Annotated in this window: 18 protein-coding genes, 1 rRNA gene and 1 pseudogene; 16 read left to right on the forward strand and 4 right to left on the reverse strand. The window is 47.3% G+C overall.

Annotated elements, in window-relative coordinates; all coding sequences use genetic code 11:
• Window positions 1–28: 28 nt before the first annotated feature.
• A complete protein-coding gene (gene rpmH, locus ACFQ3W_RS09790) occupies window positions 29–163 on the reverse strand; it encodes a 50S ribosomal protein L34 (RefSeq protein WP_009223341.1) in 135 nt (44 codons plus the stop codon).
• 362 nt (window positions 164–525) lie between these two features.
• Here rpmH and gnd point away from each other — a divergent pair, with 362 nt between their 5' ends.
• The 4 genes from gnd (at window position 526) to gntK (ending at window position 5,366) form a co-directional block, all read left to right on the forward strand.
• A complete protein-coding gene (gene gnd / locus ACFQ3W_RS09795; RefSeq protein WP_379319036.1) occupies window positions 526–1,425 on the forward strand; it encodes a phosphogluconate dehydrogenase (NAD(+)-dependent, decarboxylating) in 900 nt (299 codons plus the stop codon).
• 102 nt (window positions 1,426–1,527) lie between these two features.
• A complete protein-coding gene (locus ACFQ3W_RS09800) occupies window positions 1,528–2,199 on the forward strand; it encodes a GntR family transcriptional regulator (protein WP_379319037.1) in 672 nt (223 codons plus the stop codon).
• Between the two features lie 208 nt (window positions 2,200–2,407).
• Window positions 2,408–3,769: a GntP family permease gene (locus ACFQ3W_RS09805; protein ID WP_379319038.1), complete on the forward strand. Its 1,362-nt coding sequence runs from the start codon at window positions 2,408–2,410 to the stop codon at window positions 3,767–3,769.
• A gap of 49 nt (window positions 3,770–3,818) precedes the next feature.
• Entirely contained in the window at window positions 3,819–5,366 is a 1,548-nt protein-coding gene (gene gntK / locus ACFQ3W_RS09810) for a gluconokinase (RefSeq protein ID WP_379319039.1), read from the forward strand.
• Window positions 5,367–5,707: 341 nt separating this feature from the next.
• On the opposite strand, the gene ACFQ3W_RS09815 is transcribed toward gntK, so the two are convergent.
• A complete protein-coding gene (locus ACFQ3W_RS09815; RefSeq protein ID WP_379319040.1) occupies window positions 5,708–6,589 on the reverse strand; it encodes an AraC family transcriptional regulator in 882 nt (293 codons plus the stop codon).
• A gap of 23 nt (window positions 6,590–6,612) precedes the next feature.
• The gene (locus tag ACFQ3W_RS09820) at window positions 6,613–7,737 is read right to left on the reverse strand and encodes a C45 family autoproteolytic acyltransferase/hydolase (protein WP_379319041.1); all 1,125 of its coding nucleotides are present in this window, start codon (window positions 7,735–7,737) and stop codon (window positions 6,613–6,615) included.
• A gap of 514 nt (window positions 7,738–8,251) precedes the next feature.
• Here ACFQ3W_RS09820 and dnaA point away from each other — a divergent pair.
• The 9 genes and pseudogenes from dnaA to ACFQ3W_RS09865 all read left to right on the forward strand — a co-directional run bounded on the left by dnaA (window position 8,252) and on the right by ACFQ3W_RS09865 (window position 18,818).
• Window positions 8,252–9,598 carry a chromosomal replication initiator protein DnaA gene (gene dnaA / locus ACFQ3W_RS09825; RefSeq protein ID WP_379319042.1) on the forward strand — a complete coding sequence of 449 codons (1,347 nt, stop codon included), beginning with the start codon at window positions 8,252–8,254 and terminating at the stop codon, window positions 9,596–9,598.
• Window positions 9,599–10,073: 475 nt separating this feature from the next.
• Complete coding sequence (gene dnaN / locus ACFQ3W_RS09830) at window positions 10,074–11,216, forward strand: DNA polymerase III subunit beta (RefSeq protein WP_379319043.1); 1,143 nt, start codon at window positions 10,074–10,076, stop codon at window positions 11,214–11,216.
• 21 nt (window positions 11,217–11,237) lie between these two features.
• The gene (yaaA, locus tag ACFQ3W_RS09835) at window positions 11,238–11,453 is read left to right on the forward strand and encodes a S4 domain-containing protein YaaA (RefSeq protein ID WP_379319044.1); all 216 of its coding nucleotides are present in this window, start codon (window positions 11,238–11,240) and stop codon (window positions 11,451–11,453) included.
• Window positions 11,454–11,522: 69 nt separating this feature from the next.
• Window positions 11,523–12,635 (forward strand): DNA replication/repair protein RecF, encoded by a 1,113-nt coding sequence (gene recF / locus ACFQ3W_RS09840; RefSeq protein ID WP_379319045.1) that lies wholly within the window; start codon window positions 11,523–11,525, stop codon window positions 12,633–12,635.
• Between the two features lie 15 nt (window positions 12,636–12,650).
• Complete coding sequence (gene remB / locus ACFQ3W_RS09845) at window positions 12,651–12,899, forward strand: extracellular matrix regulator RemB (RefSeq protein WP_379319046.1); 249 nt, start codon at window positions 12,651–12,653, stop codon at window positions 12,897–12,899.
• Window positions 12,900–12,975: 76 nt separating this feature from the next.
• The gene (gene gyrB / locus ACFQ3W_RS09850; RefSeq protein WP_379319047.1) at window positions 12,976–14,880 is read left to right on the forward strand and encodes a DNA topoisomerase (ATP-hydrolyzing) subunit B; all 1,905 of its coding nucleotides are present in this window, start codon (window positions 12,976–12,978) and stop codon (window positions 14,878–14,880) included.
• A 230-nt stretch (window positions 14,881–15,110) separates the two neighbouring features.
• Window positions 15,111–15,956, forward strand: a complete 846-nt coding sequence (locus ACFQ3W_RS09855; RefSeq protein WP_379319048.1) for a hypothetical protein — start codon at window positions 15,111–15,113, stop codon at window positions 15,954–15,956.
• Window positions 15,922–16,902, forward strand: a pseudogene (locus ACFQ3W_RS09860) (glycoside hydrolase family 88 protein); the annotation flags it as partial. The gene ACFQ3W_RS09855 and the pseudogene ACFQ3W_RS09860, both read left to right, overlap by 35 nt.
• Window positions 16,903–16,934: 32 nt before the next feature.
• Entirely contained in the window at window positions 16,935–18,818 is a 1,884-nt protein-coding gene (locus ACFQ3W_RS09865) for a DUF2264 domain-containing protein (protein ID WP_379319066.1), read from the forward strand.
• Window positions 18,819–18,829: 11 nt separating this feature from the next.
• Here the strand turns inward: ACFQ3W_RS09865 and ACFQ3W_RS09870 are convergent, their stop codons facing one another.
• On the reverse strand, window positions 18,830–19,615 hold the full coding sequence (locus tag ACFQ3W_RS09870) for a YheC/YheD family protein (protein ID WP_379319049.1): 786 nt from the start codon (window positions 19,613–19,615) through the stop codon (window positions 18,830–18,832).
• Window positions 19,616–19,952: 337 nt separating this feature from the next.
• Between ACFQ3W_RS09870 and gyrA the strand changes: the two genes are divergently transcribed.
• The 3 genes from gyrA to ACFQ3W_RS09885 all read left to right on the forward strand — a co-directional run.
• On the forward strand, window positions 19,953–22,490 hold the full coding sequence (gyrA, locus tag ACFQ3W_RS09875; RefSeq protein ID WP_379319050.1) for a DNA gyrase subunit A: 2,538 nt from the start codon (window positions 19,953–19,955) through the stop codon (window positions 22,488–22,490).
• 195 nt (window positions 22,491–22,685) lie between these two features.
• Window positions 22,686–23,789: an HD-GYP domain-containing protein gene (locus ACFQ3W_RS09880; RefSeq protein ID WP_379319051.1), complete on the forward strand. Its 1,104-nt coding sequence runs from the start codon at window positions 22,686–22,688 to the stop codon at window positions 23,787–23,789.
• Between the two features lie 271 nt (window positions 23,790–24,060).
• Window positions 24,061–24,408: ribosomal RNA gene (locus tag ACFQ3W_RS09885) — 16S ribosomal RNA — on the forward strand; the annotation flags it as partial.

The following is a 24,408-nucleotide window of genomic DNA, read 5'->3' on the forward strand; positions in this document are numbered from 1 at the left end:
GACCACCGCAGTGGTCTTTACGCACGCTTTACGCACTCAATACTTTTCTGCCTTTGAGACGACGAGCAGCGAGCACCTTGCGGCCGTTTTTCGTGCTCATTCTTTTACGGAAACCATGAACCTTTTTGCGTTTGCTCACGTTCGGTTTAAAAGTCGGTTTCATTTATTGCACCCCCTTAAAGGAATCACTGTCTATTCACCATTTTCATATCCACAGAAAATGCCTTTTTACATTAAATCATAACCCCTTCAAAAAGTCAACTGAACCTGGCATATCTTTTCTCCTCTTTTTACTTATACACAGTCCACATCCCTCCGCGATCAAAAACTAGTTTTCCACAGTCCTTTCTCCCTAAATTCTTCGCATAATAAGTTATACACATGTGGAAAACTATTTAGATGTAGCAAGTTAATTTCCGATAAGCGCTTACAAGAAAAATGTTTACAGAGATATGGAAACGGAGTATATTGGGAAATGAAAGTTGTATACAAGTATACTTGTAGAGAAAAGAGGTGCAGTTTTCCATGAAACTTGGCATGATTGGGCTCGGAAAAATGGGTTTTAATCTCGCTTTAAATCTGCTGAACCATGGGCATGAGGTCGTTGCCCACGATATGAACCGGGAACTTATTGACGATGCTGCTAAACAGGGGGCTGCCGCTGCCTATAGTTTGGAAGAGCTGGTCAGTGCGCTGGAGAAACCGCGCATCATTTGGATTATGGTTCCTGCGGGTAAGGCCCTGCAGTCCGTGGTTAATAGCCTAACCCCACTGCTGGATAAAGGAGACATTATCATCGACGGAGGCAACTCCCATTACAAAAACTCGATTACCCTTGGTGAGCAGTTGTCCTCCCAGGGAATACAGTTTTTCGATGTAGGTACCTCCGGGGGCGTAGACGGCGCCGAACAAGGCGGCTGCTTTATGATCGGCGGCGATGAAGCAGTATTCAAGCACATCGAGCCACTTTTCCGTGACATTGCCGTTGATAATGGATATTTATATGCAGGAAAACAAGGAAGTGGACATTTTCTAAAAATGGTCCATAACGGCATTGAGTACGGCATGATGCAGTCCATTGCCGAAGGCTTCGAGCTGCTGGATAAAAGTCCGTTTGATTACGACTTTGAGCATGTGGCCCAGGTATGGTCGAACGGCTCGGTCATTCGCGGCTGGCTCATGGATCTGATGCAAAATGCGTTCTCCAAAGACCCTAAACTGGATAGTATTCGCGGGGTAATGAATTCATCCGGTGAAGGCAAATGGACCGTAGAAACCGCACTCGATTTGCAGGCAAACGCTCCTGTAATCGCAATGTCTCTATTCATGCGATATCGTTCATTAGAGGAAGATACGTTCCACGGGAAGGTTGTGGCCGCCTTGCGGAATGAATTTGGAGGACATGCGGTCCAAGCCACAAAGTAAGCTGCGCTCTTACCAATCCAAAGTGATTCATGCTATGATCTAAGTATTTACAACAACTAAATGTTCATAGTAAATGAATTTCCTGGATAGGGGTCAAGTGATATGCAGTATCCATCTTCATGGTTAAAAGGTAGTTCTTTAGGTGAATCGATAGCCGCCGAACTTCGGCTGCAAATTATAAATGGAACTATTAAGCCGGGCGTAGTTCTGTCCGAAAATCGCATCGCAGCGGATTTTGGAACGAGCCGCTCCCCGGTGCGAGAGGCTTTGAAAACGTTATCCGGCGAAGGCCTGATCACACTGCAACGGATGGGAGCCGTCGTAAACGGGCTCAGTCTTCAAGATATTGAGGAACTTTACGATGTCCGGTACCTCATTGAGAGCTTTGCCTGGCAGCGGGTCGCCGCCGATCCGGTTGAGCTGATTTCACAGCTTGAGCAGATCGTCGACAAAATGGAGCTGGCCGGTAAATACCACGATATAGTGGAGTTTGCCTATCAGGATTTGTGTTTTCACGAATCCATCATTACAGAGGCGAAGCATACGAGAATTTTGCATCTGTGGACCAGTATTCGTCAAATTGTGATGACCGTCATGCTTATTACAACCAACGATGTACTGTCCCAAGGCGAACAAAAAATAAAATACGTCGTCAATAAGCATCGCAAGCTGCTTCGAGGCTTGGAATCAAGAAATAATGATATCATTTTGCATAACGTTGAAGAATACTTCGCCGATTCGCATCGCACGCTCCATACGAGTATTCCTAAGTAATACGCAGGTTGACGCTATAGATTTTTGCTCCTTGCAATGATGGGTTGTTTTTTTAAAAGCTGGGGCAAAAGTTTGTTTTCTCTTTGTTGTCGACAAGTATACATCAAAGACATTTTCAAAACTGGTCACAATAAGGCTGATTTTAAGTAAATGCACTTATGAAAGCGTTGCAAATTCATCTTATGCTTTTATCTAAGGGGGAAATAAAGTGGATACACTGTTTGGTATGAGCCATAATGCTACACTGTTGTTGTGGACGCTGCTTACCATCGTCTTTCTCGTAGTCCTGATTTCTAAATATAAATGGAATCCGTTCGTCACCCTTTTGATTTCGGCTTTAATGCTTGGCCTGTTTGCCGGCATGAAGCCCCTGGATGTCGTTAAATCTATTACAGGCGGGCTAGGTGGAACTTTAGGTACAATTGCTATCGTCATCGGGCTCGGCACGATGCTGGGCAAGATGATGGCTGAATCCGGCGGTGCTGAACAAATCGCCACTACATTGGTGAATCGCTTTGGTGAAAAAAGAGTTCACTGGGCCATGATGCTCGTAGGTTTTATTGTTGGGATTCCGGTATTTTTTGAGGTTGGTGTTATTTTGCTGATTCCGATCGTCTTTACGGTCGCCAAGAAAACGAAAATGTCCTTGCTGCAAATCGGTATCCCGATTCTTGCCGGATTGTCCACTGTACACGGACTTGTCCCACCGCACCCGGCACCGATGATCGCTATTGATGCTTATGGGGCCGATCTGGGTAAAACCATTTTATATTCGCTCCTCGTCGGACTGCCTGTCGCTATTATTGCAGGTCCATTGTTCGGGAAATATATCGGTAAAAAAATCGTACTTGAACCGCCAGCCAAGCTGGCTGAGCAATTCGCTGTAAAAGGGGAACGCAAGCTTCCTGGCTTCGGAATTACCCTGTTCACTATTCTGCTTCCTGTCATTCTGATGCTTACCGGCTCCATTGCCGACATTATCGACCCGGAAGCAACCAGCTCGGTAACGCTATTCTGTGAATTTATCGGTCATGAAATTATTGCTCTTTTGATCGCCGTCGTCTTCTCCTTTTTCTCGCTTGGATTCAGCCGCGGATTCACGAAGCAGGAAATTTCAAAATTCACTAGCGAATGCCTTGCCCCAATCGCTACAATTGTACTCATCATCGGTGCAGGTGGCGCGTTCAAGCAAGTACTGATCAGCAGCGGCGTAGGCGACGCCATAGCCCAGGTTGCCACGGGTGCAAACATCAACGTCATTTTGTTCGCCTGGCTTGTGGCGGCGCTGATCCGCGTAGCAACCGGTTCGGCTACCGTCGCAATGACGACGGCCGCAGGGATTGTCGCTCCTGTTCTGGCGATGACGCCAGGCGCGAACGTTGAGCTCGCTGTTCTGGCCACCGGCGCAGGTTCCATCGTACTATCTCACGTTAACGACGCCGGCTTTTGGATGGTCAAAGAGTTCTTCAACATGAGCGTTCCGCAAACTTTGAAATCCTGGACCGTTATGGAAACGATCCTGTCCGTCGTCGGGCTGGCTTTGATCCTTATGCTCAGCGTTATTTTCTAAATATTAAGACAGAATAATTAAAGAGAAACGATAGAGAGAAGGTATGAGAATGAAACCCCATACTTATATGATAGGCATTGATATTGGAACGACGAGCACCAAGGCAGTTTTGTTCGATGAAAACGGCAAGGTGATGGCGAACGCAAACCAGGAATATCCCTTATACACGCCTTCCCCTTCCGTTGCCGAGCAGGACCCTGAAGAAATTTTTGAAGCGGTCATTGCTGCAGTCCGTCACGTCATGAAGGAGAGCGGGACCCGGCCGGAGCAGGTTCGGTTCGCCTCCTTCAGCTCTGCGATGCATAGCGTGATCCCGATAGATCGCAGCGGCCAGCCGCTTATGCGGTGTCTCACCTGGGCGGACAATCGAAGTGCAGAATGGTCCGAACGGCTCAAGAACGAGCTGGGCGGACACGACATATACAGACGAACCGGGACGCCGATTCATCCGATGTCTCCACTCACGAAGCTGCTATGGCTTAGGAATGACCGTTCAGATATTTTCGAGAAGGCTTATAAGTTCATATCGATCAAAGAGTACGTATTTCACAAATTGTTTGGACAATATGTCATCGACTACTCTATCGCCTCCTGCACGGGACTGATGAATTTGGAGCAGCTTGATTGGGACGAGGAAGCCTTGAAAGTCGCTGGAATAACCCGGGATCATCTGTCGGAGCTGGTACCGACCACGCATGTGCTACAAGGAATGTCGCCAAAATATGCCGATGAAATGGGCTTGTCAGACTCTACCCCGTTTGTTATCGGGGCGAGCGACGGAGTGTTGTCGAATCTCGGGGTTGGCGCCATCGATCCAGGCGTCGTTGCCGTGACGATCGGAACGAGCGGAGCGATCCGCACCGTCGTAGATCAGCCTAGAACCGATCCGAAGGGCCGAATTTTCTGCTACGCGCTGACGGATAAACATTGGGTCATCGGCGGGCCGGTGAATAATGGCGGCGTTATATTTCGCTGGGTACGGGACGAATTCGCCGCCTCGGAGGTAGAAACGGCGAAACGTCTCGGAATTAGCCCGTACGACGTGCTGACTAAAATCGGGGAACGCGTGCGTCCCGGCGCCGATGGGCTTATTTTCCACCCATATTTGGCCGGAGAGCGGGCTCCGCTTTGGAATCCGAATGCTCGGGGCTCCTTCTTCGGGCTGACACTGCATCATCAGAAGGAGCATATGATCCGCGCCGTGTTGGAAGGTGTTATTTACAACCTTTACACCGTGCTGCTGGCGATGGAGGAGCAGATCGGCCGTCCCCGCCAAATCAAAGCCACCGGGGGCTTTGCCCGTTCGCCGCTATGGCGGCAAATGATGGCGGATATTTTCGATCAGGAGGTTATCATCCCGGAGAGCTTTGAAAGCTCCTGTCTGGGGGCCGTCGTTCTTGGGCTGTACGCCCTGGGGGATATCGACTCGTTTGACATCGTCAAAGAGATGGTCGGCGGCACTTACGAGCATACGCCAACCCCCGAGCACGCCGCGATTTATAAGCAGCTGCTGCCGATATATATCCGCATTTCGCGCAAGCTGGAAGAGGAATATGAGGCGATTGCCGAGTTTCAAAAACATTTGACGGAAGGTTAAACGATAAAACTTAAGATAAGGGTAAAAAATGGTCCTATTCGGTGGTTTTGCAGCTTTTCGTTGTAAATAAGGGAATTTGATGTACCTATTTAGGAGTGAAACCGAAAAAATGGCTACTTTGGGGATCTCCTTAAAGAAATAAGTCCACAAAATTCCCTTATTTTTTAAATTTTTAGTGCAATTCCAAAATAAGGTCCAAAAATACCCTTATCAACTTATGTTCATACAAAGAAAAGGCCCGCCGTGCGAGTCATATTCTTGCCGATGTACATTAGAACGGGTACGGCCCGGCAGGCACGAATATGACTCGTTTTAGGTTGGGCCTAATGAGCATAGTATCATCACTTAACTGGAATATAGATGTCGATCTGCGACTCGGGATGATGATAGCCGATAAAACGCTCATCGTAGAGTTCAAAGTCCTCTCGGCTGCCGTCGAGCTCCTCTTTCGTGGAGAAAAACCAGGTTCCCCATATATATTGAAAGGTCCGCGGAAGACGCGCAAGGCTCCCTGTATGGGTGAACACGGCGTACCGTCCGCCAGGGAGAGACTTCGCCACAAAGGGTTCTGGCAGACGATCAAAATTCTCCACCTCCACCCCTACCACCTCTGAAAACAACACATCGTTGTTCATCATGTACAGCGAGTTATCCTCCTGACAAGCCTCGCAGATTCCAAACCCCCGCCCTCTCGGCTTCACTTCAGGAATGGATTGAGATATGGCATTAAACTGCTGCCACAATTCAGGTAGAACATTATCACGCAGCGTCGTTTGACCACGTAGACCAGCAACCCTCGTTTGCGGCATTTCAACAATTTGCGGATGAACGGTTATGTTGTGGATTAAATGATTGAGCAGCTCTGGCTCCATTTTCTGTTTTGCCCCGATCATCAAATCCAGCCGATTTTTACGATAAGTATGAGGACTCATTTTGTACATCGCTTTGAAAGCGCGGCTGAAGGCCTCACTGGATTCAAAACCGTGATCGAGGGCGATATCAATCACCCGCTTGTCGGTATAAAGCAGCTTCTGGGCACCATCTGCCAGCCGGCGTTTTTTGATGTAGCTGCCGATGCTCTCCCCCAGCAGCGCCGTAAATTGCCGAGTCAGGTGGTAGTAGGAATAACCCGCCGCTCTGGCGGCATCCTCCACGCCGATATCCTCGCTCAGGTGGTTTTCGATATACATGATCGCTTTTTCAATCGCCTTCAGACTGTCCACGGTAGTCCTCCCCCGCTTTATACTTACACTATAGGCACAAACTCGAAAAGTGCCGGGTTTGCTCTATCCAGCTTCAATTCAATGTCCTGAGCGCCATTAGCAAGCGGTTCGTTAATGTTATAACGGTGCCAGCCGTTTTCACTCCGTCCGCCCCAGCACAACTCGATGGAACCGCCCGCCGGATCGATGATCATGCTTTTAGTGGTGCCGAAAAAATCTTCAAAGTAGTGACAGCACAGTCCCTCCGGGTATTTGCCGAGCAGCAGCTCCTTCAAATCTTCCGCCGTAATACTCCACTTCCCCTCAAGTGATTGCCGGATAAACTCATATCTCTCTAATGAATTGCGCATCGCCTGCGGTTCGTACGGCACAAGCTCCGGAATTACAGGATGATTGGTAGCAATAAGAAACTTCTCAGCGCTGGAAGCGTCGATTTGCTTCACACCCATTCGTCCATCAAGCGTTTCCACCAATGCCGCATGGCCGCCCTTATCCACAAGCATCAAATTCATGTTGTAAGCAATCGGCATATCCTTCATAAAGACGAGCGCTTCTGCTACATCCTTGCAGTTCTCCAGTAAGGCACGGATCACCGCCCAAAACTGCAGACCGACCAACTTCGGATTGCGCATGTAAGGCATCGCCCCCACCGGGAATCCGCAGGAGCTCATCGTTACGGCAAGCCCGCACTCATTGAACCCGTCATCTCGCCCAAAAAATAGCACACTGGTGCCAAGATGAGTGTATTTTCCGATAACGGAGGTTCTCACCAGCGTAAAATCCTCGGCTTCGTGGCTGAATTCATAGCTTCGCGCCAGCAAAGGGTTCCCGTGTCGCGTAATCCCCGGCATCAGGGCGATTTGACTACAGCGGGGACGCAGATAAGTCATCGCATAAAAAATGATTTTCGCAGGACATGCCTCAAGTGCATCAGCAAACCCCTGCAGTTCATCGGTCAGGCCTGGGCACCAGCGTGCAAACATCTCGCTAGCCTTCTTCGCTTCACTCTCATCAAAATTGTCAAAGCCGGCGGTATGCAGAGCTCTAAGTTGTGTATTATCCCTGACCATATTGCCAAGGCTATATCCGATGTCATAACTAGATCCGGAAAGTTCCATCGTATGAGCTTGTTTCTTCATTACCATCATGATCCCTCCAAGTTAAAAGATTGAAATACGATTTTGCAGCTGCTTCTATTGTGGCAAATGCAAAAATTATATTCATGATGGTTCCTGCTATAAGTGAAGATTCAAGATTTAGTTATGCACAAGCCAAAAAACGGCCTCCTACAACAACCTGTGCATAATTTTTTTGAGATTTTCACTCTAGCTGTCGAATTTTAAACAAATTATAAACAATATGTAGTGGTGTGAATGAGAATTATGCACAAGTTATTGAATTTGTGGATAAAAACCGACTGCGCATTGAAATATAAGGCTTCTTTTGCTATGATTATATTGCTTTTTGTTGTGAATATCTAAGTTTATCGTCTTATTTATCAACAACCTGTGGATAACATTGTGAACAATTCAGTTTTAACCCTGTTTATAATGATTATACGGAACTTAACTATGGGGATAAAATTCCCCTTTATTTATGTTTTTTCGACTCTTTCTGCATGGCTTAAGCCACAATTGGAAGATTTAAAAGGAGTGACAGTCTGTGGACAGCCATACTTCAGAAATATGGCAGCATATTCTTTCCATTATCAATACGAAGCTGAGCAAGCCCAGCTTTGACACCTGGTTTAAAGCCACGAAGATCGTCTCTTTAACCGATCATGCCATTGTCATTTCGGCACCGACGACGTTCGCCGTTGAATGGCTGGAAAGCCGCTACACTAAACTGGTCGCAACGACCGTTTTCGAATATCTCGGCAAGCAAGTGGATGTATCCTTTGTCATTGAGGAATCCGCCCCGCCCGAGCAAACACTGGTCTACAAAGAACCCCCCGCCCCTGTCCAAACCGAGGAAAGCGTTTCCCATATGCTTAATCCTAAATATACGTTTGACACATTCGTTATCGGTTCCGGAAACCGCTTTGCCCATGCGGCTTCTCTCGCCGTCGCCGAGGCGCCGGCTCGGGCATACAATCCGCTGTTTCTATACGGCGGCGTGGGACTTGGAAAAACGCATTTGATGCATGCCATCGGCCATTATATTTTAGAACACAGCCCCAGCAGCAAGGTCGTATACATTTCTTCTGAGAAATTTACGAACGAATTTATTAACTCCATCCGTGACAACCGTGCGGAGAGTTTTCGTAATAAATACCGCAACATTGATATTTTGCTTATTGACGATATTCAATTTCTCGCCGGGAAAGAGTCGACCCAGGAGGAATTCTTCCATACATTTAATGCGCTGCACGAAGAGCGCAAGCAGATCATCATTTCCAGTGATAGACCGCCAAAAGAGATACCAACGCTGGAGGAGAGACTTCGATCGAGGTTTGAGTGGGGACTGATTACCGACATACAGCCGCCGGATTTGGAGACACGGATCGCCATTTTGCGGAAGAAGGCCAAGGCGGAAAATCTCGATATACCCAATGAGGCAATGATGTATATTGCCAATCAAATCGATACGAACATCCGTGAGCTCGAGGGGGCGCTCATTCGCGTTGTGGCCTACTCCTCGCTGATCAACCAGGATATAACGACCCACCTGGCCGCGGAGGCGCTCAAGGATATTATTCCTTCCAGTCGTCCGAAAATGATTACGATTCAGGACATCCAGCAGAAGGTCGGCGATTACTACCATTTGAAGCTGGACGATTTCAAAGCGAGGAAACGAACGAAAGCGATCGCCTTTCCCCGCCAGATTGCGATGTATCTAGCTAGAGAGCTAACGGACTTTTCACTTCCGAAGATTGGTGACGCCTTTGGTGGCCGAGATCATACGACAGTGATCCACGCGCACGAGAAAATAACCCAGCAGCTCAAGACCGACCAGGAGCTATTCAAAATCGTAAGTAACATTACCGAAAAAATAAAAAGTGCAACCTGAATAAGGCATAAGCCTATGCACATGATATTCACATGTGGATAGGCTTCATTTCATATTATTTGCTTTGTTATCCACATATTCAGGGCCCCTACTACTTCTTCTATTAATTAAAAGATATACACATCTTAATAAACGGTGGTCCGGGCAGCAATCATTATTTAGAGAAAACATGCGGCTCTTTAGCAAACTTAGAGGCCGCTTAAAACGCACGATTTATGAAATTGATAACTTATCAAAATGGTATGCTGACGAAGTGAAATTTATGCCAAGTTAAATTTTGCAGGTGCAGATGCCTTATACTAGCGTGCTTAGGAATATCGAAGAAGCAACGCTTCATAAACGAAGCAAGTTTTATTGCGATGTGATTTCGAAGAAGTAACGCTTCATAAAACTAAGCAGATGCTTTCGAAGTAAGTTTTATTGCGAAGTAATATCGAAGAAGTAACGCTTCATAAAACTTTTAGGAGTTGAATTTATGAAAATCCGCATTTTAAAAAATGAATTGAACGAATCGATCCAACACGTATCCAAAGCGATATCCAGCCGCACAACAATTCCGATTTTGACCGGGATTAAGCTTGATGTGAATTTTCAGGGCATGACGTTAACCGCAAGCGACACCGATATTTCCATTCAAGCCTTTATTCCTGCTGAAGATAAGGAGAAGCAGATTGTCCAGGTCGAGCGTCCTGGTAGCGTAGTGTTGCCTGCTAAATTTTTCGTTGAAATTATTAAAAAGCTTCCTTCCCAAGAAATTGAAATGGAAGTCCAAGACGGTTTCCAAACACTGATCCGCTCCGGATCGACCGATATTCAAATGGTCGGCCTAGATCCTGAGGAGTTTCCAGTGCTTCCAAGCATTGAGGAAAACCAAGTGATTTCGATTCCGGGCGATCTGCTCAAGACGATGATTCGGCAAACGGTGTTTTCCATTTCAACGAATGAAACCTCTCCGATCTTGACCGGGGTGCTCTGGAACTTGAGCGATAACCAATTTAAATTCGTTGCCACCGACCGTCACCGTCTCGCCAGCCGCACGGCAAGCTTGGACGATGCCGATGGCGTTCGTTTTAGCAATATTGTTATTTCCGGGAAAACGCTCAATGAGCTGAGCAAAATTATCCCGGATCAGAATACGCGCGTTGAAATCGTAGTAGCTGACAACCAAGTACTGTTCAAAATCGACCGTGTTCTGTTCTATTCACGTATACTTGACGGAACTTATCCCGATACTTCTAAAATTATTCCGACAAGCTACAAAACAGAACTCGTACTTGACACGAAAAAATTGAGCGATTCGATTGATCGTGCATACTTGCTGTCCCGTGAGGAGAAAACGAACATTGTACGTCTGCAAACGCTTGAGGACGGCACGATTGAAATTTCCTCCAGCTCCTCCGAGCTTGGTAAAGTAACGGAGCAGCTCGATGTATCCCAGTTTACCGGGGATCCGTTGCGGATTTCCTTCAACTCCAAATATATGTTGGACGTGCTAAAAGTGGTGGAAAGCGAGCAGCTGCATATCGGCTTTACGGGAGCGATGAGCCCGATCATCATTAAACCGGTTGATGACAGCCAAAGCCTGTACCTGATTCTGCCATACCGGACAACCAATTGATCTGAAAGGAAATAACGACCGATGAAAATAATCTCCATTTCGAGCGAATATATTAAGTTGGATCAATTTTTGAAGCTGGCAGATTGTGTTCCGACCGGCGGGATGGCCAAAGCGATCATTCAGGATGGGGCCGTCAAAGTGAATCGTGAGCCGGAGGAACGGCGCGGACGCAAGCTGTACCCTGGCGACATCGTCGAGGTAGCTGGTGAAGGTTCTTTCCAAGTGTCCGGAAAATAGGCTCCCTAAACGGCTTTGCAATCATGTCTGGCCGTCATGGTCGGCAGGAAATGGGGGGCTAAAGGTACCGTGTATGTCAATCAAATAGAGCTGCAAAACTACCGGAACTATGGTGCACTCTCGCTGAATTCTTTCGGTTCAGTCAATCTGATTATCGGCCGTAACGCCCAAGGCAAGACAAACTTGCTGGAAGCCATGTTTGTTCTGGCACTCACTAAATCACATCGGACCGGAAAAGATAAGGAGCTTATTTCTTTTGGCAGCGATTTTGCCATGGTGTCGGCAGAGGTTGAGAAAAAGTACGGAAACGTAAAATTGGAGCTTCGTCTTACATCGCAGGGCAAGAAAGCGAAGCTTAATGGGCTGGAGCAGCGGAAGCTCAGTGATTTCATCGGTGCGCTGAATGTCGTTATGTTCGCTCCAGAAGATTTGGAGATTGTTAAGGGAACACCGGGGATTCGCCGCCGGTTTCTTGACATGGAGATCGGTCAGGTTCAGCCTAGCTATTTGTTCCACCTCCAGCAGTATCAAAAGGTTTTGCTCCAGCGAAACAATTTGCTGAAGCAGTCCTGGGGGGCGGGACCGGAGCTAGGAACGATGCTGGAAATATGGAACGAGCAGTTGGTAGAGCACGGTGTTAAAATCATAAAAAAGAGGAAACAATTTATAAGAAAATTGCAGAAGTGGGCGGAGCATATTCATGGGGGAATTACCGGTGGCGGTGAAACCCTAAAACTCACCTATCAGCCATCGTTCGGAGAAGCCGATGAGGAAGATGAAGCTGTCTTAATCGAGCAATTTATGATAAAGTTATCACAAATGAAAGATCAGGAAATTCGCCGCGGTATGACGCTTTGTGGACCGCATCGTGACGACATGTCCTTTTTTATCAATGGGAATGAAGCACAGGTGTATGGTTCCCAAGGCCAACAAAGAACGACGGCGTTGTCGCTAAAGCTGGCGGAGATTGAGCTTATTCATGAGGAGATTGGAGAATATCCGATTCTATTATTGGATGATGTGCTGTCTGAGCTCGATCCTTACCGTCAAACCCAGTTGATCGAGACGTTTCAAAGTAAAGTGCAGACGTTCATCACGGCAACGGGCATTGAAAGCATCAATGCAAGCCGCCTGCAGAACGCCAGCATTTTTCATGTTCAGGAAGGACAAGTCCACGGGTAAGGGCGGAGGTATAGCATGTATATTCATTTGGGCGGAGAAAAAGTCATTCTCTCTTCAGAACTGATAGCGATTTTTGATATTACCATCGAGAAATCCTCGAAAATTTCCAAGCAGTTTATCGGCCACGCACTGGAAGAAAAAAAGATAGTCCGCATTGGAGAGGAAGAAGCTAAATCGATCGTGGTGACCCAAAATGAAATTTATTACTCGCCGATTTCTTCCTCAACCTTGAAGAAAAAGGCCAACGTCATTTTAGCGGGGTAGATCATTATTTTATTAACGATACCATTCTTAACCGTAGCGGAATTTGAATCTATAGAAGTAGGTGAAGGCATTGTCGATGAACGAACAAACGTATGATGAGAGCCAGATACAGGTGCTTGAAGGCCTGGAAGCAGTCCGGAAACGTCCTGGCATGTACATCGGTTCTACCAGCGTCCGGGGTCTGCACCATTTGGTATGGGAAGTCGTAGACAACAGTATAGACGAAGCGCTCGCCGGTTTTTCGAACAAAATCGATGTTATCGTTCATGAGGATAACAGCGTAACCGTCATTGATAACGGCCGGGGGATTCCGGTCGGGCTAAATGAGAAGCTGCAAAAGTCAACATTGGAAGTTGTTATGACTGTGCTTCATGCCGGAGGTAAGTTTGGCGGAGGCGGATATAAAGTGTCCGGGGGTTTACATGGTGTCGGCGTATCCGTCGTGAATGCACTATCAACGAAGGTTATCGTAGAAGTTAAACGGGATGGTCACATTTATCAGCAGGAATATCATCGCGGTGCTCCGCAATACGATGTGCGGAAAATTGGAGATTCGGATGAAACAGGAACGAAAACGAGATTTTATCCGGACCCGGAAATTTTCACGGAAACGACCGTGTTTGACTATAACACCTTGTTAACGCGGATTCGCGAGCTTGCTTTTCTGAATAAGGGTATTAATATTTCCCTGACCGATGAACGCACCGGTGTAGCGGACTCTTTTCATTACGAAGGCGGCATTCGGGAGTATGTTAAGTTTCTGAATCAAAATAGAGAGGTGCTCCATGAGCAGCCGATCTACGTTGAAGGCAAGCGGGACATGATTCAGGTCGAGGTTTCCCTGCAATATAACGACAGCTATACGGAAAATATTTTTTCGTTTGCGAACAATATTCATACCCATGAGGGCGGGACGCATGAATCCGGGTTTAAGAGTGCACTGACCCGTATTATTAACGATTATGCCCGTAAAAACGGCATGATTAAGGATAATGACTCCAATCTGACCGGCGATGATGTGCGTGAAGGCTTAACGGCGATCATTTCCGTGAAAATCCCTGAACCGCAGTTTGAAGGTCAAACGAAAACCAAGCTGGGTAACAGTGAAGTACGCGGGATTGTAGAATCGCTGTTTGCGGAAAAGCTGCAGGAGTTTATGGAGGAAAATCCGGCGGTATCGCGTCGTGTTCTGGAAAAATCGCTGCAGGCTTCAAGAGCGCGAGAAGCGGCTCGCAAAGCGCGTGAGCTGACGCGCCGTAAAAGTGCGCTGGATGTCAGCGCTCTGCCGGGTAAACTTGCCGACTGCTCATCCAAGGACGCTTCGATCAGCGAACTGTACATCGTCGAAGGTGACTCTGCCGGCGGTTCAGCGAAGCAAGGGCGGGATCGCCACTTCCAAGCGATTTTGCCGCTGCGCGGTAAAATTTTGAACGTGGAAAAGGCAAGATTGGACCGTATACTGGGCAACGCAGAAATTCGGGCGATTATTACGGCCCTGGGGACCGGGATCGGTGAAGAGTTTGACATTACGAAGGCTCGGTATCACAAAGTCATCATCATGACCGATGCCGACGTCGACGGTGCGCATATTCGTACGCTGCTGCTGACATTCTTCTTCCGTTACATGCGGAAAATTATCGAAGCCGGTTATGTTTATATTGCTCAGCCGCCGCTCTTCAAAATCGAACGTAACAAAGTAATTCGTTATGCCGGATCGGAGAAGGAACGCGACGAGATACTCGCTGAATTTGGCGAAGGTGTGAAGCTCAACATTCAACGGTATAAAGGTCTAGGCGAAATGAATGCAGAGCAGCTTTGGGAAACGACGATGGACCCGGAAAGCCGCACTATGCAGCAGGTATCGATTTCCGACGCCATTCAGGCGGATGCTATTTTCGATACGCTGATGGGCGATAACGTCGAACCACGCCGCGAGTTTATTCACGAGCATGCCAAGTATGTAAAAAACCTGGATATTTAGGGTTACATGAAAATTAGATTAGCTTCGACACGATAAAAAAACTGCCAATTCGTGAACAGCACGCCATTGTTAGACAACATCTAACCGTTGGATGCAGCTCACCGTTGGCGGTTTTTTTATTTAGAGAGTCCTTTTTAAAAATATATTTTCCAATATGGTATGTTGTATATCGTAAGCGGTTACTTTTTGCAGATAGCTTTATAAAAGAATGGATTGCGGTGATTGGAAAGATGAAACCGGTAGATGCTCATCTTTACTATCCGGGAGGGGACTCAAATCTATTTTGGCAAACAGTCCGGGAATCCCCGGCCTATGCTCAAGATTTAAACGAGATTCGGGCTGAAGGCGAACGGTTACTGCAAAACCGGATTCCGGAATTGTCGTATTCGCTCTTTTCGATATTTGGCAAGACCGGATCCCGGATGGAATACGAAAACGGGGCGCATGCTTTTCGAAATCTGCTATGGAGAGATCGCATTAACTTTATCGAAACGAAGGAAGATTGGGGACCGACCAGCTTTTATTTACCCGATGCGAAATGGATGGTATCGAGGCACCTCAGTCCGGAGGGGGTATATGGATTTTGTGCCAAAGGTGGTCATAACGGAGAGCCACACAATCATAACGATATAGGGCAGTTTATGTTGGCCTTTAACGGGGAGACCTTTGTTACGGACCTAGGCAGCGGTGAGTATAATGCCGATTATTTTGGAACCGGACGTTACCGGTTCGATTGTAATGGCTCTCAAGGACACTCGGTACCAATCGTGGACGGCAATTTCCAAGCAGAAGGGGAGCGGCATGCCGCCGTGGTTCTGGAGGCTGTCCCTGGTGAATCGCTTGACGTGCTGCGTCTTGATTTAACTGCTGCCTATGATTGCCCCGGATTAAAGACGCTGACGAGATCGCTGATATGGAACAAGACGGATCTTCCTATCCTGGAACTGCGCGACGAATATCAATTTAGCTTCCTGCCGCAAAGATTGGTAGAACGGATTGTAACGAAGCTTGAGCCTTCCACAGCTATGCAAGGGGAGTTGATTTTGGCCGGGGATGCTTTGGCTTTTTTACAATGATAGCCGGGATGAACGCTTTAAGGAGCTTGCAGAGCAATGTGAGGAAAAGATGGATGCAGTACTGGACGGATACGTCCGTCTCGATCATGACCTCGGTTTCATGTGGACGTTGACGAGTGTTGCCGCCTATAAGCTTCTAGGTAAGGGGGCGTCCCGGGTGCGTGCGCTAAAAGCTGCCAATTACTTGGCCGCCCGATTTAACCTTCAAGGGAGATACATTCGCGCCTGGAATCCTTGGACTGAAGGGGAGCAAAATGCCGGGCTTGCCATCATCGACTGCTGCATGAACATGCCTCTATTGTTTTGGGCATCGGCCGTTAGCGGAGATCCCAGGTATCAACATTTTGCATCGGCGCATATGGATACGGTATTGGAGCATTTTATCCGGCCGGACGGATCGGTGTATCACATCGTTCGCTTTGACCCGGAAACCGGTGAACGTGTGGAAGGTCTTGGAGGGCAAGGTTATGCTCCGGAGTCTGCATGGTCAAGAGGCACGGCTTGGGCGGTCTATGGGCTAACACTGGCATATCATCATACCGAAAAACAGGCCTATCTTGATGCGGCCAAGCGAGCAGCCCACTTTTTCCTCGCCCAGCTGCCGGAGGATTATGTTCCGTATTGGGATTTTCGGGCACCTTACGAGGTACGGCATTTCCGGGATACATCGGCAGGAGCCTGCGCGGCTAGCGGTCTGTTGCTGCTGGCACAGAAGGTCGATGCTTTGGAAGCTGCCACTTATCGCAATTGGGCAAACCGTATACTGGAGTCGCTGTATCATAATTACGGAACTTGGGCCGATGGAAGCCAAGAAGGATTGCTTTTGCACGGAATGGGGCATTATCCGGAAAGAAAAAATGTCGATGTTCCGCTGATATATGGTGATTTTTTCTATGTCGAAGGGCTTGCTCGGCTGCTAGGGAAAGGGCCGTTCTATTGGGAGTAAGCGAATTTGGCAGTCGGGAAGGAGTCAAGGCGATGGATGCAATAGCTACATACGGGAAAAACATTTCGAACAATCCGCTAAAAAATCGACAGGATCTACAGGCTGCCTTCCTACAGCTTACCGAGCCGCTAAAAGAGCATTACAGCAAGGGACGTGCTCGTTTGCAGCTTGGGGCTGCGGGGGCGGGATATTCCGCTCAGATTGCAGAAATGGAGGGATTTTCACGCGTTTTTTGGGGGATGGTACCCTTTTTGGCGGGAGGGGGCGAGACATCGCTTTGGGAGATGTGCCTGGAAGGCATTCGTAACGGAACCAACCCTGAACATGAGGAATACTGGGGTGCCGTGAACGATTATGACCAGCGGCTTGTAGAAATGGCGGTCTTTGGGTATGCGCTGGCATGGATTCCGGAGCGGATTTGGCAACCGCTTAACGCGCAGGAAAAGCATAACCTGTACGCTTGGCTAGACCAAATTAATCATCACCCTTGTCACGATTGCAACTGGCTGTTTTTTCATGTGCTCGTGAATGTCGGATTTCGCAAAGTGGGGCTCCCTTATGACCAGGAGCAGCTTGAACGCAACCTGAACCGGATCGACGAATTTTACTTAGACGATGGATGGTATAGTGACGGACCGGGAGGCCATAGCGATTATTATGTTCCGTTTGCGCTGCATTACTACGGACTGCTCTATGCCAAGCTGATGGAAAAAGAAGACCCGGAGCGCGCAGACCGGTTTAAGGAACGGGCGGCAAAGTTTGCCATGGAGTTTCTGCAGTGGTTTTCGCCGGACGGCTCCGCGCTGCCCTACGGGAGAAGTCTAACTTACCGGTTTGCCCAATCGGCGTTTTGGTGCGCTTTGGCATACGCCGAGGTTCAGGTGCTTTCCCCAGGGATCATCAAAGGGCTTGTGCTGCGTAATTTGCGCTGGTGGTTTGGACAGCCGATTTTTGATTCCGGAGGTTTATTAACGGTCGGTTATGCCTATCCCAACCTAGTCATGGCCGAAACCTATAACTCTCCCGGATCGCCTTATTGGGCGCTCAAAAGCTTCCTTCCGCTCACTTTTCCGGAAAATCACCCCTTCTGGCAGGCAGAGGAGGAGGCTTTGCCTGCGATACCGGGAATGACAGTGCAGAAGGCACCTCATCTCGTGATTTGCCGGCAGGAGAAGACCGGGCACGTCGCAGCCTTTAACAGCGGGCATCCTACATCGAACGAGCATACGCACACCTCCGCAAAATATGAGAAATTCGTATATTCGACCGCCTTCGGATTCAGCGTACCGAGAGCGGAATGGGGGCTCGGACAAGGCGCCTTTGATTCTATGCTCGCCTTGAGCGAGGGAGATAACTTGTACCGGGTGAGAAGAAAGAACGAAGAGACCTGTATCGGGACAAATATAATCTATGCCAGGTGGATGCCTTGGATGGATGTATGTGTTCAGACCTGGATCATAGTGGGGTTGCCCTGGCATCTGCGTATCCACCTCGTTACGACGGAGAGAGAGCTTGATGCTGCCGAGGGCGGGTTTGCTTTAGGACTGGGGCGGGAACAGGAAACGGTACATATTTTGCCGGAAGGTGGAGCGGCGGTCATCAATGCGTTTGGAGCTAGCGCCGTTCTTGGTAAGTATGGTTATAGCCAAGCAGAGCTGATTTATCCGAATGCTAACACCAATGTACTGCATCCACGGACAGCGATACCGACATTGCGAGCTCACCTTCAGACGGGTAGGCACCTGCTTATTGCTGCCGTTTATGGAGAGACGACTTGCAGGGAAGATCACAGTGATAAGAGTGCCATTTTAGAGAATGGCTTGCAGGACCCTTTTGGTGCGATCGATGTTACAAGTGGTGAAATCCGTATAATGATGCCTGCGGGTGAAGTTAAAATAATAGAACTTGATAAATAACCCTTTTTTTGCTATTTCGCCGTCTTTGCTTTTAGCCGGCCATAAGCGATGGCGTAGCGTCGTATTTTTTTGTAGATGTCTTTGTTTTGCAGCATTTTAAAGGGGAAAAGAGCGGGAAGCGTATTAACTTCCAAAATCCAGATTTGAAGCTGATCATCTATGGCAATGTCCAGGCCGATTTCTTTTAGATTAGGAAATTTACGGGCTAATTGTGCGGCGACCTGTACACCGACCAATTTCATTTCTTTGTACAAAGCGGCGAATTCCCTGGCTGTTAAATGGGGACCGAGTAAATCTTCAATCGGCAGTACATTGCCGCCTCCATGATAGTTTGTAATGACCTTTTGCGGTGCCGCCACTCTGCCGATGAATCCCGTTGTTTCCCACGTATTGCTTGGAGTGCACTGAACGAGAGCTCGAATATCGAATTTTCGACGTCGGTAAGTGAGTAGATGGATCCCCTTTTGTATGAGATAAGGCTTTTGTCCGATTTTTAGAGATATAGCGTTGTGGAGCTCCTCAATCGTTGGAAACAGTTCATATTCAATACCGTATCTTAACTTTAGTTGTATGGGGCTATCTGGAAAAAAATCATCCATCCAGTATTCGGCGCACATCACTCCGTTGCCGTAAGTACCATGGTCCGGTTTGACATATACCATTTCGTAAGTCTCCAGCATCTCACGGAGATGATCAGAGGAATATTTGCGGGTATCTGGAATATAGGTCCGAAGGGATTCTTTCCGCCTAATGACTTTCGTTTTTTCCCACTTGCTTGCAATTCTTTGAATCGTCAACTAGGGTTCCTTCCTTTCTGCACATCTTTGTCAAAAGCAAATTAAGGTGATGTGAAAAACATAGGACAGAAGAGATAAACAATGATATAATAATAAAATATGGGGATTTTATAGGCTTTTTCAGTTATTAAAGAGATAATGCCTATATCCGTAGTGTATGTACGTACGTTTCAATGGGAGTGGACACATCCCCATTTTTTTGCTGCCCATATGGGGAAGATGACAAAAGCCCTACGTTTAATTAAGCTGGTTTTGTGAAAGAAATATAATGAAAGTGGCGGTTTTACGGGCTTTTTCCATACATTGGGGCGTGGATAGTTATTAAAGGAGGTCCAGCATGGCGGAAGAAAATTTCTCGCAAATCGTTGATCGGGACATTAATGTTGAGATGCGCGAATCTTTTATGGATTATGCCATGAGCATTATTGTCAGCCGTGCTTTGCCGGATGTAAGGGATGGTCTTAAGCCGGTGCATCGCCGCATTTTATATGCGATGTCTGAACTGGGGATGTATCCGGATAAGCCGTATAAGAAATCGGCTAGAATCGTCGGCGAAGTCATTGGTAAGTATCATCCCCATGGGGATACTGCAGTGTATGAAACAATGGTCCGTATGGCTCAGGATTTCTCAATGCGCAATATGCTCGTTGATGGACACGGTAACTTCGGTTCAATTGATGGTGACTCGGCGGCGGCAATGCGGTATACGGAAGCGCGTTTATCTAAAATCGCGATGGAGATGCTTCGCGATATCAATAAAGAGACCATTGACTTTATGCCGAACTATGACGGTGAAGAGCAAGAGCCTTTAGTGCTTCCGGCGCGTTTTCCAAACCTGCTCGTAAACGGGGTGTCGGGTATTGCCGTAGGTATGGCTACCAGCATTCCACCTCATAATTTAGGGGAAGTTATCGATGGGGTCCATGCTTTGATCGAGAATCCGGATATTTCCTCTTTGGAATTGATGGATTATATTAAGGGTCCGGATTTTCCAACGGCGGGTTTTGTCATTGGCCGCACAGGTATCCGGCAAGCATATACGACTGGACGGGGTTCGGTTACGACACGTGCCAGAACGTCCATTGAAGAACATAACAATAAGGCTCGCATTATCGTCGAAGAGCTCCCATACATGGTCAATAAAGCCCGTTTGGTTGAGAAAATCGCTGAATTGGTACGGGAGAAGAGAATCGATGGCATTACCGATTTACGAGATGAATCAGACCGTACGGGGATGCGCATCGTCATCGAACTTCGCCGTGACGTAAATCCTAATGTGGTGTTGAACAATTTGTACAAGCACACCGCAATGCAAAGCTCTTTTGGAATTAACATGCTGGCGATCGTTAACAATGAACCTAAAATTTTGACTCTGAAAGAAGTTCTTAGTCATTATTTGCAGCATCAGGTTGAAGTTATTCGTCGGCGTACTGAATTTGATCTGAAAAAAGCAGAAGCTCGCGCGCATATTTTAGAAGGCCTGCGTATTGCTTTGGATCATATCGATGAGGTTATCGCTCTTATTCGCGCATCGAAATCCGATGAAGAAGCCCGCGATGGACTGATGTCGCGGTTCGGCTTAAGCACAGAGCAGGCTCAGGCTATTCTTGATATGAGACTGCGCCGCTTGACCGGATTAGAACGCGAGAAGATTGAGAACGAATATAACGAACTGCTGCAGAAGATTGCAGAGTATCGTGAGATTTTGGCTAACGAATCTCTTGTGCTCCATATCATTGGAGAAGAGCTTCAAGAAATCCGCGAAAAATACGCAGATCCGCGCCGTACAGAAATTACGGTTGGGGAGGAAAGCATCCTGGATGAAGACTTGATTCCACAGGAAGAAGTCGTCATTACTATTACGCATACCGGCTATATTAAACGTTTGCCGGTTACCACGTACCGCAGCCAAAAACGCGGCGGACGCGGTGTCGTCGGGATGGACACCAAAGATAATGACTTCGTGGAGCACTTGTTCGTCACGAATACGCACCATTATCTAATGTTCTTCACGGACCGCGGTAAAGCATATCGGCTCAAAGCTTATGAGATTCCAGAGCTTGGCCGGACGGCTCGCGGGACGCCAATCATTAATCTGATCCAAATCGAGCAAGGGGAAACCGTTAATGCGGTCATTCCGGTCGAGCGTTTTGATGAAGACAAATATTTGTTCTTTGCTACACGGCAAGGCATTGTGAAGAAAACGCCGATCGAAGACTACATCAACATTCGCAAAGGCGGCCTGATTGCCGTTAACCTTCGTGAGGATGATACCCTGATTGATGTGAAACTCACGGATGGGAACCAAGAACTTATCATGGGTACGGCACAGGGGATGTCCATCCGGTTCCCAGAAAGCGATGTTCGGTCGATGGGCAGAGCTGCAACGGGGGTTAAAGGGATTACCTTGGGCGAAGATGATCAGCTGATTAGTATGGATGTTGTTGTACCGGATCGTGATATTCTGATCGTAACGGCAAAAGGTTATGGCAAACGGACTCCAGTGTCCGATTATCGTATCCAAAGCCGGGGCGGTAAAGGGATAAAGACGATTAATGTGACCGATAAGAATGGTCAAGTGGTCAGCTTGAAGGTCGTTAAGGACGACGAAGATTTGATGATCATCACTAGCAGCGGAACGCTGATTCGTACGAGTATGTCGGGCATTTCGACAATGGGCCGTTATACTCAAGGCGTGAAGCTGATCAATATTCGCGATGAAGATTCCGTGGCGACGGTATGCCGCTCCGATAAGAGTGAGGATGAGGATACGGAAGACACAGAAGATGCTAGCGTGGATAGTCAAGTGTCAGAAGACTCCTTAACGGAAGAGGATACCGGTGTTGAGCCGGATTCCGATAACACGGAAGAGTAAACACAGCGTAACAAAACGGGCTTCCTTTAAGGAGGTCCGTTTTCTATTCTTTTACTTAGTGTGCTACCAAAGAATAGCATTGCTAGCTTTTTTGTTAGCGTACTATAATGGAGTTAGATAGTCTTAGTACTTTCTTCCTAGAAAATGGAAGCAGACTCTGGATCGCAGTTGTATGAATTGAGGAGAGAATGAAGGATGGCTAATATCTCAATCACGGAAATAAAACCTGGGTTTAAATTGATTAACAACGTATATAGTCCGCTGGGTGGTCTTTTATTGCAAAAAGGAAAGGTTTTGCTTCCGAGAGATTTGGATATTTTGCGCGCCTTCATGGTTCAACAGGTAGATATTGAAGACTCCCAAGTATCTGATCAAAAAAAATCCGGAACAGGGCAGGATTCTAAACGGCGTTCAGCGGCTCTTTCAGTTAACGGTTCTACTGATGTTGAAGTGAAATTTCAAAACTCTTTGCTGCACCAAGAGTATGATCGAATGCTGCATTTGACGAAAAGTGCTTTTCAATCGGTGCTAGCAGCGGAATTGCCGATTTATGAGCTTAGACATCAGCTAGAGGTGCTCATTCGCCAGCTAAAAAATTATAATGTCCTAACCTTCACACCCTTAAATATGAACGAGTACGATTACTTGTATCATAATGCTATTTTGTCTTCACTCACCTCCTATTTGCTGGCTCAATGGCATGGATTGCCGCAGAAGGATTGGATGCAGGTTGCTTTTGCTGGTTTACTGCATGATATCGGCAATACGAAAATTGACCCAGTCATTCTATACAAACCAAGCCCGCTTACTGAAGATGAAGCTGAGGAAATGAAAATGCATACGACTTACGGATATCAACAGCTTCGTAAAACGGCCGCCATTAACGAAGGGGTTCGTCTAACGGCGCTGCAGCACCATGAGAAGATGGACGGGTCCGGCTATCCATTCCGTTTAACAGGAGATAAAGTCCATATCTACGCTAAAATTGTAGGGGTTGCAGACATATTTCACGCTATGACACTGAACCGCCGCTACAGAAAAGCTAAATCGCCTTATCTGGTCTTAGAGGAACTTCGGAAAGAGGCTTTCGGTAAGCTAGATCCGGGGGTTGTTAAAACATTCGTAGATAAAGTGACTCAATTTCATAATGGGATGCGAGTACGGCTTAGTGATGGCAACGTTGGGGAGATCGTTTTTTCCGATCGTGATAATCCTACCCGGCCTATGGTTTCCATTAAGGGTGAAATACTGAATCTGGTACAGCAAAGACAGCTTTATATCGAGGAAGTTCTTTCCTAGGGTTGATATTTGGGGGCTGTTTGGGTTATAGTATTAATCACCTGCTGCAATAAGCAAGGCGGCTATAAAAATTGAAATTTTAATTATTTCAAAAAAAGTCTTGCGATTATCTGCAAAAGGTGATATATTATAAAAGTTGCCGCTGAAACAACGGTAACAAAAAGAAACGAAGTTGATCTTTGAAAACTGAACAACGAGTGAGTATTAAAAGAGAATTAATTTCTCGTCAGTACGAAATGAGCTAATCGCTCTAAAATAAAGCATCAAAACTTTATTGGAGAGTTTGATCCTGGCTCAGGACGAACGCTGGCGGCGTGCCTAATACATGCAAGTCGAGCGGACTAATAGATTCCTTCGGGAATCTATTAGTTAGCGGCGGACGGGTGAGTAACACGTAGGCAACCTGCCCGTAAGACTGGGATAACTACCGGAAACGGTAGCTAATACCGGATAATTTATTTTGCCGCATGGTGAGATAATGAAAGGCGGAGTAATCTGTCACTTACGGATGGGCCTGCGGCGCATTAGCTAGTTGGTAGGGTAACGGCCTACCAAGGCGACGATGCGTAGCCGACCTGAGAGGGTGAACGGCCACACTGGGACTGAGACACGGCCCAGA

It is taken from the genome of Paenibacillus puldeungensis (assembly GCF_042678945.1).
GTDB lineage: Bacteria > Bacillota > Bacilli > Paenibacillales > Paenibacillaceae > Fontibacillus > Fontibacillus puldeungensis.